Source organism: Myxococcus sp. CA005 (assembly GCF_006518205.1).
GTDB classification, from domain to species: Bacteria; Myxococcota; Myxococcia; order Myxococcales; family Myxococcaceae; genus Myxococcus; species Myxococcus xanthus.
In genome coordinates, this window is record NZ_SRLV01000011.1 from 22,807 (window position 1) to 36,482 (window position 13,676).

General features: G+C 69.6%; 10 protein-coding genes. 8 read left to right on the top strand and 2 right to left on the bottom strand.

The window, feature by feature from the left end; genetic code table 11:
- Nucleotides 1-49: 49 nt before the first annotated feature.
- Nucleotides 50-1,120, bottom strand: coding sequence for an ADP-ribosylglycohydrolase family protein (locus FMQ63_RS06990; RefSeq protein ID WP_026113888.1), 1,071 nt, complete (start codon nucleotides 1,118-1,120; stop codon nucleotides 50-52).
- A gap of 79 nt (nucleotides 1,121-1,199) precedes the next feature.
- Between FMQ63_RS06990 and eno the strand changes: the two genes are divergently transcribed.
- From eno to FMQ63_RS07015, 5 genes are all read left to right on the top strand, one after another.
- On the top strand, nucleotides 1,200-2,498 hold the full coding sequence (eno, locus tag FMQ63_RS06995; RefSeq protein WP_011554450.1) for a phosphopyruvate hydratase: 1,299 nt from the start codon (nucleotides 1,200-1,202) through the stop codon (nucleotides 2,496-2,498).
- Between the two features lie 4 nt (nucleotides 2,499-2,502).
- Nucleotides 2,503-3,291, top strand: a complete 789-nt coding sequence (surE, locus tag FMQ63_RS07000; protein ID WP_011554449.1) for a 5'/3'-nucleotidase SurE — start codon at nucleotides 2,503-2,505, stop codon at nucleotides 3,289-3,291.
- Nucleotides 3,292-3,293: 2 nt separating this feature from the next.
- The gene (locus FMQ63_RS07005) at nucleotides 3,294-4,229 is read left to right on the top strand and encodes a M23 family metallopeptidase (RefSeq protein WP_011554448.1); all 936 of its coding nucleotides are present in this window, start codon (nucleotides 3,294-3,296) and stop codon (nucleotides 4,227-4,229) included.
- A gap of 62 nt (nucleotides 4,230-4,291) precedes the next feature.
- Complete coding sequence (locus tag FMQ63_RS07010; protein WP_011554447.1) at nucleotides 4,292-5,413, top strand: hypothetical protein; 1,122 nt, start codon at nucleotides 4,292-4,294, stop codon at nucleotides 5,411-5,413.
- Nucleotides 5,414-5,428: 15 nt separating this feature from the next.
- On the top strand, nucleotides 5,429-6,571 hold the full coding sequence (locus FMQ63_RS07015) for a lipopolysaccharide assembly protein LapB (protein ID WP_011554446.1): 1,143 nt from the start codon (nucleotides 5,429-5,431) through the stop codon (nucleotides 6,569-6,571).
- 43 nt (nucleotides 6,572-6,614) lie between these two features.
- On the opposite strand, the gene lexA is transcribed toward FMQ63_RS07015, so the two are convergent.
- Nucleotides 6,615-7,283, bottom strand: coding sequence for a transcriptional repressor LexA (gene lexA / locus FMQ63_RS07020; RefSeq protein WP_011554445.1), 669 nt, complete (start codon nucleotides 7,281-7,283; stop codon nucleotides 6,615-6,617).
- 196 nt (nucleotides 7,284-7,479) lie between these two features.
- On the opposite strand from lexA, the gene FMQ63_RS07025 reads away from it, so the two are divergent.
- Genes FMQ63_RS07025 through FMQ63_RS07035 form a run of 3 tightly spaced genes read left to right on the top strand, consistent with a single transcriptional unit; the run spans nucleotide 7,480 to nucleotide 13,655 of the window.
- Entirely contained in the window at nucleotides 7,480-10,809 is a 3,330-nt protein-coding gene (locus tag FMQ63_RS07025; RefSeq protein WP_011554444.1) for a response regulator, read from the top strand.
- The gene (locus FMQ63_RS07030) at nucleotides 10,806-12,653 is read left to right on the top strand and encodes a sensor histidine kinase (RefSeq protein ID WP_011554443.1); all 1,848 of its coding nucleotides are present in this window, start codon (nucleotides 10,806-10,808) and stop codon (nucleotides 12,651-12,653) included. The genes FMQ63_RS07025 and FMQ63_RS07030 overlap by 4 nt, the downstream gene beginning before the upstream one ends.
- Before the next feature lie 39 nt (nucleotides 12,654-12,692).
- A complete protein-coding gene (locus FMQ63_RS07035; RefSeq protein ID WP_011554442.1) occupies nucleotides 12,693-13,655 on the top strand; it encodes a FecR domain-containing protein in 963 nt (320 codons plus the stop codon).
- Nucleotides 13,656-13,676 lie beyond the last annotated feature (21 nt).

A 13,676-nucleotide genomic window follows, 5' to 3' on the forward strand; every position in this document is an offset into this window, starting at 1 on the left:
GGCGGTCCTTCCCAGGACGGCCCCGCGGGCTTCGCGCATTCAGGAGCCCTCAGGCGTTGCTCAGGGCCAGCAGGTGCCGGGGGTGATAGACATCCCACAGCGGCCCCTTGACGGTGCTCAGGGCCTCCAGGACCTGCTTTCGCCACTCCTCGGGCAGGGCCTGCTCGCCATGGAAGGCGCCCAGGAGCGCGCCGGTGATGGTGGCGTGGGCCTCCGTGTCGCCGCCCCGGTGGACGACGTCCAGGAGCGCGGCCTCGGCGCTGGGGGCGTGGAGCAGCTCCCAGAAGGCCAGCCGGAAGGCGACGCGCACCGCGTGCAGGGGACGGTGGAGGTGCAGCTCCGGCCCGTACAGCATCGGGTCCTCTTGCTGGGCGATGGCCAGGTCCTCGCGCAGGAGCGACGCGGCGAAGGACACCTCCTGCACATAGTCACTGGCGGAACGTCCGAGCGCCGCGCCGGCGAGCAGCAGGCCCGACTCCGCGGCGGGGATGAGGTCGGCGGCCTTGAGGCCCGCGCCATGGGTGACGGCATGGCCAATGGCCGCGTTGAAGGCCGCGCAGGCGAGCTGGCAGCGCGGGTCGAAGTGGGTGAGGGCGGAGTCCTCCAGCGAGGCCTGGGTGAGCGCGTGGGCGTCACCCGCCAGGTACACGCCCAGCGGCGCCGCGCGGGCCAGACTCCCCGGGTCCGCGGGCTTCCGGTACGCACGCAGCCACACGCGCCTGCCCGCGCCCAGGGGCGGGAATCCCGACGTCTGGCAGTCCTCGAAGACCTCCGTCATGGGCTCGCTGACGTCGAAGGCGTGCGGCTGCCAGGCGCGGTAACGACGCAGTGCGTCCGCGGCATCGTAACGCTTCATGGCCCGGAGGCTGTGGCTCAGGCAGGCCGCGAGCTGGACCTCTTCTGTCACCTGGCCGCGGCGCAGCTCATGCGGACCGCCGCCCATCAGCTTCATGTAGGGCCCCTCCGCCTGTTTGGGAAAGGGAACGGCCATGAAGGGCCGGTGCGCGGTGGGGACGGACAGGGCATTGCCCACGGCCATGCCGAGCAGCGCGCCGCGGCGCCGTTGAGCAAGCAATGGGTCAGGCCCCTTCAAGGCGGGGCGGCGTTGGGGCGGAGGCATTCGACGGGTGGACACTGTAGCAGCGCGGGCCGCGAGCACGCTTGCCCGACCCGGAGGGCTCTTCTAGAAACGGCAGCCTATGACCGAGATTTCTCAGATTCTGGCGCGCGAAGTGCTCGACTCCCGTGGCAACCCGACCGTGGAGGCGGAGGTCCAGCTTGCCGGGGGCGCTCGTGGCCGCGCCGCGGTGCCGTCCGGTGCGTCCACCGGTGAGCATGAGGCCATCGAGCTGCGCGACGGCGACAAGCATCGCTACCTGGGCAAGGGCGTGCAGAAGGCCGTGAAGAACGTGGTCGACGTGCTCGCGCCCGCGCTGGTGGGCATGGACGCGGCGGATCAGTTCGCGGTGGACCAGCGGATGCTGGAGCTGGACGGCACCGCCACCAAGGGCAAGCTGGGCGCCAACGCCATCCTCGCGGTGTCCATGGCGGCCGCTCGCGCCGCGGCGGACGCGCACGGGCTGCCGCTGTACCGCTACGTGGGCGGCGTGCAGGCGCGCACCCTGCCGGTGCCGCTGATGAACATCCTCAACGGCGGCGCGCACGCGGACACCCGCGTGGACGTGCAGGAGTTCATGGTGGTGCCCGCCGGTGCGTCCTCCTTCGCGGAGGGCCTGCGCTGGGGCGCCGAGGTGTTCCACGCGCTGAAGAAGATTCTCAAGGGCCGCAAGCTGGCCACGGGCGTGGGCGACGAGGGCGGCTACGCCCCGGACCTGCCGGCGAACGAAGAGGCGCTGAAGCTCATCATGGAGGCCATCGACCAGGCGGGCTTCAAGGCCGGTGAGCAGCTCTTCCTGGCCCTGGACGTGGCGGCCAGCGAGTTCTTCGACAAGGGCAGCAAGAAGTACAAGCTGAAGGGCGAGGGCAAGGAGTACGACTCGACCGGCCTGCTCGAGTACTACCGGGGCCTCTCCGAGCGCTACCCCATCATCTCCATCGAAGACGGCATGGCGGAGGATGACTGGGAGGGCTGGAAGAAGCTCACCGACGCGCTGGGTTCGCGCATGCAGTTGGTGGGTGACGACCTCTTCGTCACCAACGTGGAGCGCCTGGGCCGCGGCATCGAGACGGGCACGGCCAACTCCATCCTGGTGAAGGTGAACCAGATTGGCACCCTGACGGAGACGTTCGACGCCGTGCGCATGGCGCACCGCGCCGGTTACACGTCCGTCATGAGCCACCGCTCCGGCGAGACGGAGGACACCACCATCGCCGACCTGGCCGTGGCGCTGGACTGCGGGCAGATCAAGACGGGTTCCGCGTCCCGCTCCGACCGCGTGGCCAAGTACAACCAGTTGCTGCGCATCGAAGGCGAGCTGGGGGCCGCGGCCCGCTACGCTGGCAAGTCGGTGTTCCGCGCCTTGAACCAGAAGAAGTGAGCCCGTGAGCAACAAGCCCAAGCGCATCCTGGTTTCCAACGACGACGGCTATTTCTCAGAGGGGCTTCAGGCGCTGGTCGAGGCCGTGAGCCCCCTGGGGGAGGTGTGGGTGGTGGCTCCCGACCGGGAGCAGAGCGCCGCCTCCCACGCCATCTCCCTGCACCGGCCGCTGCGCATCAAGGAGGTGCGGGAGCGGTGGTTCGCCGTCGACGGAACCCCCGCGGACTGCGCTTATCTGGCGATCAACCATCTCCTGAAGGATGATCGCCCGGTACTCATGGTTTCCGGCATCAACCACGGCGCGAATCTGGCCGAAGACATCATGTACTCCGGCACGGTGGCCGCGGCGATGGAGGGTGCGCTCCTGGGCGTGCCCGCCATCGCCTTCAGCCTGGTGGCCCGGCGGAACTTCGACTTCGCGCCGGGGGCCCGGTTCGCTCGTTCGCTGGTGTCCAGCGCCCTGTCGCGTCCTCTCCCGCCGCGGATGCTCCTCAACGTGAACATCCCTGGGGGCGTGGAACCGGAGGGCTACGTCGTCACCCGCCAGGGCCGTCACTCGTACGGCTTCGAGGTGGTGGAGAACGAAGACCCTCGTGGCCGGAAGTACTACTGGATTGGCGGTAGCGACTACCAGCACGAGGACATCCCGGGCAGCGACTGCAATGCCGTGTTTCGGGACAAGCGCGTCTCCGTCACTCCGCTGCACTTCGAGCTGACGGACCATGGCCGGCTTCCGGACCTCTCCGGGTGGCAGGTCGATGGCTTCAACCGGCATGAACCGGACGGTGCCTAGCGTTGGCGCCGTGCGTGTCCAGCCGAGCGCGTGGGGCGCTCCGGGTGTTCCTCCTGGCCGTGCTGTTGAGCGGCTGCGTGGGCACCCGGGCATCCTCCGTTGCCGGGCCGGACACCGGGTTGGACGCCGTTTCGCGTGAGGACGAGACGGCGGAAGTCACCGACGCGGCGGAGCGGACCACGCCGCTTCCGTTCAGTTTGCGGGGCGTCCACGACGAACCGGAGTTGGTGGCCGTGCGCCACCTCGTGGCACCGGGCGAGACGATGTACCGCATCTCCCGCACCTACGGCCTCACGGTGGAGGAGCTGGGGGCGGCCAACGGCATCAAGGCGCCGTGGGCGTTGGCGGTGGGGCAGGAGCTCTCCATCCCCGGTGTCGAGCGCAGCGTGCCCGTGCGGGCCCTGGCGGAGGCGGACCCGGAGCCGGTCCGGACCTCTACGTCGGCTGGGGGGCGGCGCAGCGTGCCGACCTCGGGTCGCCGTGAGGAGCCCCCGTCGCGCAGCCGGTCCCTGTCGCGTCCGGCGAGCGCCGCGGGCCGGCCTCGTGTGGCCACGCAGGGGCAGCTCGACTGGCCTATGAGGGGCGTCCTGTACGGCCGCTTCGGGAAGAAGGGGAAGGAGCCGCACGACGGCATCGACCTGGCCGCGCCCTCCGGGACGCCCGTGAAGACGGCGCAGGAAGGCACGGTGCTCTACGCGGGCGAGCAGCGTGGCTACGGCAACATCGTCATCGTCGAGCACACGAACAAGCTGATCACCCTGTACGCGCACAACCGCGACCTGCGCGTGCGCACCGGGCAGAAGGTGCGCCGCGAGCAGGTGATTGCCACCGTCGGCGAGTCGGGCCGGACGTCCGGGCCCCATCTGCACTTCGAGGTGCGCCTGGACGGCAAGCCCGTGGACCCGCTCGACTTTCTGGGGCCGATGCCCTCCTCGTAGGCGAGGCGGCGCGGGCCCGGCTGCCTTCCTGCTCCAGTCGGCGGGGCAGGGCGCTACGTCGTGTGACGTCTGGGCCTCGGTGCCGGGCCCAGGTGAAGGTAGAGTGCCGGCCCGTGTCGCGCTTCGTGTCCTGGTGGCTCTCCTGTTTCGTCTTGCTGGCTTCGGCGGCGCATGCCCAGGCGCCAGCCCCTGTGTCACAGGCCGCCGCGGTCCAGGCGAGCACGACGGATGCGGCCGGGCCCGTCGTCGTGGCGGTGCTGATGCTGGAGGCCAACGAGGCGGGCCGCGACGCGGCGCCGGGCGTCACCTCGCTCATCACCTCGCGGCTGGCGGAGTCGCCGCGGCTGCGAGTCCTCTCGCAGTGGGACGTCGAGGCCGCCCTGGACGACGAGCGCCAGCAGCAACTCCAGGGCCTCAAGACGTGTGACCGGGGAGACTGTTTCCAGGAACTCGTGGCCCTCACCGGCGCCCGCTACGTCGTGGCCGGCCGCCTGGACCGTTTCGGCGACCAGTACCTGCTCACCGCCAACCTGTTGGACGCCGCGGGCGGGCGGATCCTGGCCCGGCCTCGCGCGGAGGCCCCGGAAGCGGAGGACCTGCTGCGCACCGCGAAGGCCGTCTCCGACCAGCTCTTCGCCGCGCTCGCCCCGCCGGAGGAGTCCGTGGCGGCCCGCCCGCTGCTGGGCGGCTCTTCGCGCACGGGGGGTGGAGGCCTGCTGCTGGGCCTGCGCGTCAACAACAACTTCATCGAGAAGCTCTCCAACGTGAACCCAGGTGGTGACATCGAGGTGGGCTACTGGTTCCACCCCGAATGGGTCGGCTTCCTCCAGGTGGGCTTCAGCTACGTGCGCTCCACGCAGGATGGCGTGCGCAGTGGCCTCAGCGTGTTGCCCAGCGTCGTGGGCGCGCGCCACTACCACAACGTGGAGAAGTCCCTGCGGCCCTACTGGGGTTTCGGCCTGGGCGTGCAGCTGTCCTTCGGTGACTTCGGTATCTTCCAGTCCACCGGCCCGCTGCCCACCGTCGTGGGCTTCGCGGGCCTGGAGTACCTCATCGCCGGCTCGGTGGGCTTCCAGGTCGAGTTGGGCACCAACGTCGCGCAGGCGGTGCTGGGGCTGTCGGAATCGAAGCTGGGAGACGGCCTCAACCTGGACCTCAACGCAGGCATCGCGTACCACTTCTGAGCCTCGGAGCCCCTCATGTTCCCGCGACCGCGCGCCCTCTCCCTGATTGCCCTGCTCGCCCTGACGGGCTGTGACGACGAGACGCCTCGCGTCAAACCAAAGGACCACGCGGAGGGCCTCTACGTCAAAGGCACCGCCGAGTACCTCCAGGGCCATTTCGACGCCGCCCTGGCCTCCTTCGAGGCCATGAAGCAGATTGCCCCGGACGACCCGCGCCTGCCCGCCGCGCGCGGCGAGGTGTACCTCTCCATGGGCCGCCTGACGGACGCCGCCGCCGAGTTCGAGGCCGCCCTCAAGCTGGAGCCCAAGCGCTCCACCAACTGGAGCCGCCTGGGCTTCATCCAGACGCAGTTGGGCCAGGTGGTCGAAGCCCAGAGTTCGCTGCGCAAGGCCCTGTCCCTCTTCCCTCAGGACTTCAACGCCCTGGAGTCGCTGGGCGACCTGGACCTGAAGAAGGGCGACCACGACGCGGCCGTGCGGCACTTCACGCTCGCGTCCAACGCGGCGCCCTCTCCGGAGCAGAAGTCCGCGCTCATCATGCGCGCGCTGGACGTCCTGTCCTCGAAGCAGCGCTACCCGGAGCTGCTGGTCGCTGCCCAGAAGGCCGTGGATGACGGGATCCACACCGCGGACGTGCTCGCCACCCTGGGGGACGCCCTGGTGCGCGCCGGCAACCTCACCGAGGCCGCCAACGCCTACCGCGACGCCGCCAGCCGCTCGCCTCGGGATCCCACGCTCTGGGAGCTCGTCGGCGAAATCCAGATGAAGCTGGACAAGCCCGGGGACGCCATCAGCGCGTACAAGGAGTCCCTGCGCGTGCAGGACCGCGCCATCGTCCATGTGGCGCTGGCCCGTATCTACCTGGGGATGAAGGACGCCGCGGCCGCGAAGGAGGAGCTGTCCGCGGCGCTGGAGTCCGTGTCCGGCCAGGACATCCGCGAGCTGCGGGAGCTGGCCAGCCTGCTGGCCACCATGGACCGCAAGCCGGACGCGCTGCGCATCCTCGCGAACCTCAGCGCGGAGCAGGACCACGCGAAGGACGCCGAACTGCACGTCGCCACTGCCCAACTGGCGCGGGAACTCAAGGACACCGGCATCCTGCAGGCCGCCTGCGCGCGGGCGACGGCGGCTGACGCCACCCTCAAGAAGTGCCCTTGAGTCAGGCCCGGGCCAGGAAACGGCCCGGGACGGGTGGGGTGGACTACGGGGTGCGGCCGCCCTGGAGCTTGCGGTACACGCCCACCACCTGACCCAGAATCATCGTGGACCGGAACTCCGCGCGGCTCACGTAGATGGGCTGCATGGTGGCGTTGGCCGGCTGGAAGCGGATGCGGTCCCCTTCCGGGTAGTAACGCTTCACCGTGGCCTCGTCCTCGATGAGGGCCACCACGATTTCACCCGGCTGTGCGGATGGCGTCTTCTTCACGAAGAGGTAGTCCCCGTCGTGGATGCCGTCGTCAATCATCGACTGCCCCTTCACGCGCAGGGCGAAGACCTCGCGGCCATTCACACCTCCGAGCAGGAAGCTGTCGATCTTGACGGAGTCCTCCATGTTCTCCTGCGCCAGCAGCGGCGCGCCGGCGGCGACCTTGCCCAGCAGGGGAATCTCCACCATGCCGGAGTCCTTGCGCGCCCCCAGGCCGAGGAGCAACCGCGCGCGCTTGGTGGCCACCAGGGAGCGGCTCTGCTGCTCGCCCCGGTTCAGGTAACCCTTGCGCTCCAGCGCCTTCAGGTGGTCGTTGACGCCGTTCGTCGAGCGGATGTCCATGTGCTCCCCGATTTCGCGAATCGTCGGCGGGAAGCCCCGGGTCTCCGTCTCCTTGACGATGAAGCTGAGAATCTCGCGCTGGCGTTCCGTGAGCTCTTCCATGCGCTCCCTCACTCGTCTGCCGTCCTGCCGGGGAGTCGTTCCCCCCAGGCAACAGGCTTTCAGTGTCACTCTCCCTGAACAGACGTGTAGAGTCAACTCGTCCGGTGTCACCCTGCACACTCGCGGTGTGCCCCGTTCCGTCCTGTTTCTCACTTCTTGAGGTGGGGGGACGAACTCGACGTACACTTCGGCTGCTTTGTCCGAGCTCCGCCACACGCTGCTCTTCGTCGACGACGAGGCCGACGTCCTGGACATCCTCACGCGGATGTTCCAGCGCCGGTACCGCGTCCTCACGGCCCGAAGCGGTTCCGCCGCGCTGGAAATCCTGAGAAAGGAGCCGGTGGACGTCCTCATCACCGACCAGCGGATGCCCGAGATGACGGGCATCGAGCTGGTGGCCACCGCGCGCGCGGAGGGCTTCGACGTCACCGCGCTGCTGCTCACGGGATACACCCACCCGGACGACATCATCGCGGCCATCAACCAGGGGCAGGTGTACCGGTACATCACCAAGCCCTGGGATGTGAACGACCTGCTCATCACCGTGAAGAACGCGGTGGAGTACACGCAGCTGCGCAAGGACAAGGAGCGGCTGATCCGTCAGCTCCACCAGCGCGTGGAGGCGCTCTTCGTCCTGTACGAGGTCAGCCGCGCCAGCGCGAATGATCCGGCCAGCTACGACAACATCATCGACCGCGTGCTCATTGCCGTGGCGCGCGTGCTGCCGTACGACTGCGGCGCGGCGCTCATCGCACCGGACGAGGCGCGCAGCGCGACGCTGCGGCTGCGCTGTCAGGGCATGGTGGGGGAGAAGGCGCTGCTGGGCGTGAAGGAGTCCATGCTCGGTGCGTACCGCAAGAGCAGCGGCCTCCTGCTGCCCGAGGACCGCGTCATCACCCGCGTGGCGGGCACCACCACCCAGGACGCGGCGGCGCCGTCGGTGTACCCCAGCCAGCTCACGGTGAACCTGGTCGCGGGTGGGCGCCCGGTGGGCATGCTGTCGCTGTTCAGCCAGAAGCCGGACGCCTTCTCCGAGGACGACGGCGTGTTGCTGGACGTGCTCGCCAACCAGACGGCGGACGCCATCCAGTCCCTGCGCTCGGCGGAGGAGGAAGCCCGCCACCGCATGGAGCGGATGGTGGAGTCCATGGCCGACGGCGTGGTCCTCACCGACGAGAAGAACGACATCGTGGTGATGAACCCGGCGGCGCGGCGGCTGCTACACGCGGGGGAGAACCCCGAGGAGCAGACGACGCGGCTGATGGAGGAGCGCCTGGGCTTCCAGCCCTTCCACCTGGTGCGCGGTTGGGAGTACGGGGGCGGGCAGGTGCTGCGCGAGGAGGTGAAGCTCTTCGACCGGCACGTCCAGACGACGGTGACGCCGGTGACGGACGCGCGGAACACGTTGCGTGGCGTGTGCGTGGTGCTGCGCGACATCACCGAGCAGAAGCGACTGGAGGAGCGCAAGGACGAGTTCGTCTCCATGGTGAGCCACGAGCTGCGCACGCCGCTGACGTCCATCTCCGGCGCGCTGGACCTGGTGCTCAACTTCATGGCCGGCGACATCAACGAGCGGCAGCGCCGCTACCTGTCGCTGGCGCGGGACTCCACGGAGAAGCTCAACGCCATCGTGGACGACCTGCTGGACCTGTCGAAGTTCGCCAAGGGCCGGCTGCGGATGAACTTCGAGGTGTCGTACCTCGACGAGCTCGTCCAGCGCGTGGTGGAGAAGTACGGCCCGGCCTTCGGCGAGAAGCGCGTGCTGGTGAAGCCCGTGCTGCCGCGCCATCCGCTGCGCGTCCTGGCGGATCCGAACCGCTTGGACCAGGTGCTCAACAACCTGCTCAACAACGCGGTGAAGTTCACCCCGGAGGGCGGGGAGGTGCGGGTGGAGATCCACGCCACCTCCAGCCTGCCGGGCTACGTGGTGGTGTCCTGCTGGAACAGCGGAGACCCCATCTCGGAGGAGAGCCTGGAGCGCATCTTCGACCGCTTCGAACAGGCGCGCACCAAGGCCAACCGCACCGTGCGAGGCACCGGCCTGGGGCTGGCCATCTGCCGCAACATCGTGGAGGCCCACGGAGGCCGCATCTGGTGCGAGCCGTGTACGGACGGCGTGCGCTTCATGGTGGTGCTGCCCACCGAGCCGCCGCCGGAGCTGCGCCGGGGAGACGACGTGGCGGACGCCATCCAGCTCCCGCGCCGGCAGGAGAGCCGCGGCCGGGTGCTCATCATTGATGGCGAGCCCGAGGTGGCCTTCATCGCGAAGGCGCTGATGACCGGGCGTGGCTACGACGTGCGGCTGGCCTTCGACGCGGAAGACGGCCTGGCCGCCGCGCGCCGGTATGCCCCCGACACGGTGATGGTGTCCGTGCGCCTGCCGGACGTGGACGGGCTGCGGCTGGCGGAAATCCTCCGGCACGACCCGGAGACGCGCCGTGCGCCGCTGCTGGTGTCCTCCGCCTTCGACGAGCGTCAGCGCGCCTTCCGCGCGGGCGCGGATGCCTTCCTGGTGCGCCCGTTGGCGCCGGACAAGCTGCTGGCCACGGTGGACTCGTTGGTGCGCGGCCGCCAGGGCCCGGCGCACGGCCGCGTGCTGGTGGTGGACGACGATGCGAAGATTGCCGCCATCTGCCGCGAGGTGCTGGAGAACATCGGCTTCGACGTGGCGCTGGCGGGCTCCATCGAGGAGGGGCGCCGCTCCCTGCGCGAGCGCCGGCCGGACGTCGTGCTGCTGGACGTGACGCTGCCGGACGGCGACGGCTTCGTCTTCCTGGAGGAGATCAAGGCGGAGAGCGCCGGTGGTCACATCTCCGTCATCTTCATCTCCGCCCGCGCGGAGACGTCCTCCAAGGTGCGCGCGCTCAAGCTGGGCGGTGACGACTACCTCACCAAGCCCTTCGACGCGCTGGAGCTAGGGGCGCGCGTGGAGAGCGTGATGCGGCGCAAGGAGCAGGAGCTGTCGGCCTCTCCCACCACGCAATTGCCGGGCTCCACCGCCATCGAGCGCGAGGTGCAGCGGCGCCTCTCCGCGCGCCGCCCCTTCGCCTTCTGCTACCTGGACCTGGACAACCTCAAGGCCTACAACGACTACTACGGCTTCGCGAAGGCGGACGGCGTGGTGCGCCAGACGGGCGACTTGATGCGTGAGGTGTTCGCGCAGGACGGCGCGCCCGGTGACTTCCTGGGCCACGTGGCCGGTGACGACTTCGTCTTCATCACCTCGCCGGAGTCGGTGGACCGCATCTGCCAGAAGGCCATTGAGACGTTCGACCGCATCATCCCGCTTTATTACGACCGGCAGGACCGGGAGCGCGGCCACATCGAGGCGGAGGACCGCTACGGGGAGAAGCGGCAGTTCCCCATCATGAGCGTGTCCGTGGTGGCGGTGATGACGGACGGAACGCAGGACCACGCGGAGTTGGCGCGGCGCGCCGCGGACATGAAGAAGCGCGCCAAGGCGATTGCGGGCTCTGTCTTCCTGCGCAGTGACCAGGAGCGGGTGGTACGCTCCGTGGCCGGATGAGGCTCTACCAGCAACTCGTCCTGTTCATGCTCGCCGCGACGGTGCTTCCCCTGGCCGCGGTCGGCTTCCTGTTGCTTTCGCGCGCAGAGGCCGAGCTGGCCGCCCGAATCGACGCGGAGCAGCGCGCGCAGGCGGTCGCCACCGCCGAGTCCGTGGGCGCCACCATGATGGAGGTGGTGGACGCGCTGGCCCGCTCGGCGGAGCTCATCGACTGGCAGGCCGCGAGCGACGCGGAGACGCAGGGCGCGCTGCGGCTGCTTTACGGCCAGTCTCCCGCGGTGAGCGCGGTGCTGAAGCTGGACGCGGAGGGCCGTCCACTGGGCGCGCCCGTCTTCCGTGCGCAGGCCATCGACGGGCACCCGGCCTTCTCTCTGGAGTCCCTGGACCGGCTGGTGCGCTCCATTCCCGTGCAGACGCTGCGAGGCGGCGGCAAGGGCCAGGCGGCGCTGGGCAGCGCGTACGTGCACTCGGACGAGGGGCGCTCGGCGGTCGCCGTGGCGGTGAAGCTGGCGGAAGGCGAGGGCGCGCCCTTCGCCGTCGCCGAGGTCGTGCTCCATCCGCTGGAGGCGGTGCTGCGCAGGCGCCTGGGCGAAGGGCTGGGCCGCATCGACCTGGTGGACGAGGAGCGGCGCGTGCTCGCCAGCACCGCGTCGGAGCGCCGGGGGCAGGCACTGGCGCCGGAGCTGAGCGCGCACCTGTTGGCCCCGGCGCTGCCGCTGACGGAGCTGGTGCGCAGCTTCCGCGTGGAGTCACCGGCCCGGCGGGTCAGCGTGGCGCGCGTGCCCCATGGCATGCGCTTCGACGTGCTGGTGGAAGTGGATGAGTCCACCGCGTTGGCGCCCGTGCACGGCATGCGGCGCACGGTGTTGCTGTCCATTGGCGCCACCTTCCTGGTGCTGCTCGGGCTGGGAGCCCTCTTCACGCGCCGCCTCAACGTGCGGCTGGCGGAGGTGGTGCGCGGCGCTGAGGCCTACGGGCGTGGCGAGCTGGACACGCGCTTGAAGGTCTCCGGCCAGGATGAACTGAGCGAGCTGGCCACCACCTTCAACCGCATGGGCGAGGAGCTGGAGGCGGCGCGTGCCCGGATGCTGCGCTGGAACGACGATTTGCGCGTTCGCGTGGAGGAGGCCACCGCGGACTTGAAGGCGGCCCAGGCGCAGTTGGTGGAGGCGCAGAAGCTGGCCGCGGTGGGGCAGCTCGGCGCGGGCGTGGCGCACGAAATCAACAACCCGCTGGCGGGCATCCTCGGCAACGTGCAGTTGCTGATGCTCGACCGAGGCGCCGCCGACCCGGACTTGGAGTCGCTGCGGAAAATCGAGCAGAGCGCCAAGCGCTGCAAGGAAATCACCCAGAACCTGCTGCGCTTCTCCCAGCAGCGCGAGCGCGCGGAGCTGCGGCCGGTGGACCTCAACGCGGTGGTGCGTGACGCGCTCAGCCTCACGGAGCACCAGCTTCGCGGCGATGGCGTGGCGCTCACCAGCGTGCTGGGAGACGGGCTCGCGCGAGTGCGTGCCGACCCGGGGCACTTGTCGCAGGTGGTGCTGGCGCTGGTGTCCAACGCGCGCACCGCGATGCTGAATTCACCCGAGAAGCGGCTCACCCTGCGCACGGGCGAAGTCGGCGGCTTCGGCTTCCTGGAGGTGGAGGACACGGGGAAGGGGATTGCCCCCAACGTCCGCTCCCGCATCTTCGAGCCCTTCTTCACGACGAAGGACGTGTGGTCCAACGTGGGGTTGGGGCTCAGCGTGGCCTGGCGTGTGGTGACGGAAGCGGGCGGGAGCATCGAAGTCCGCTCGGAAGTCGAGCAGGGCAGTTGCTTCACCGTGAAGCTGCCGAAGGCGTGAGGCCCCTTGGGGGGCCTGTGATAGCTAACGAGGCTGCCCATGGCTGATTCCCGCCCATCGCGCCGTCAGGCGCCTTTCTTCATTGGCCTCGTGCTGATTCTCGCGGCGTTGCCAGTGGGGTGGTTCGTCTTCCTGCGCCCGCCACCTCCGCCGCCACTTCCTCCCGCCGCGCCGCCCGTCGTCGAGGCGCCCGTGGCGCAGAAGCCGCTGGTGCTGGAGCTCACGCAGGTGTCCGGCAAGGTGGAGGTGCAGAACACGGACGGCTCATGGCGCGAGGCCACGGTGGGCATGGCGCTGCGCCGGGATGAGCGCGTGCGCACCGATGACGGTTCGTACGCCATGCTGATTGGCGGCGAGGCGGTGGAAGTGCACATGGACCCGGGCACGGAGATTTCCGTGGACGAGCTGACCGAGTCGCTGTCCCGCATCCTTCTCTCGCGCGGTATGGCCACCGCCGTCGTGCGGCCGGGGCAGCGTCACACCTTCGAGGTGAAGGCGGCGAACGCGGATGCCAAGGCCACGTTGCAGCAGGCCGGTGCCTTCACCATGAGCAACAACGGCGACGGCACCGTGGCGGTGGGGACGCGTGAAGGCGAGGTGACGCTGCTCGGTCAGGGCAAGGTCGTCATCGTCCGCGCGGGACAGCAGGCCGTCGTCCGTCCGGGGCAGGCGCCGTCGGAGCCGTCACCCATCCCCACCAGTCTCCTGCTCAAGGTGGACTGGCCCACCGAGCGCACCCGCCGCGAGCGTGAGCTGGTCGTTCGCGGGCAGACGTCACCGGGCAGCCGCGTGGAGGTGGATGGCGTCAGCGCCAAATCCGATGCAGAGGGAAACTTCCAGCGAAAGGTGGTTCTTCGCGAAGGCCGTAACACCGTCGATGTCCAGGCCTATGGCGTGGGGCGGACGCAACAGAAGGACACCAAGGACGTGGTCGTCGACACCACGCCGCCGCCGCTCAAGACGGATACCGAGAACATCTGGAATCAGCCGCGCGACGACTGAACCAGCAGCCGTGGGTGCGAG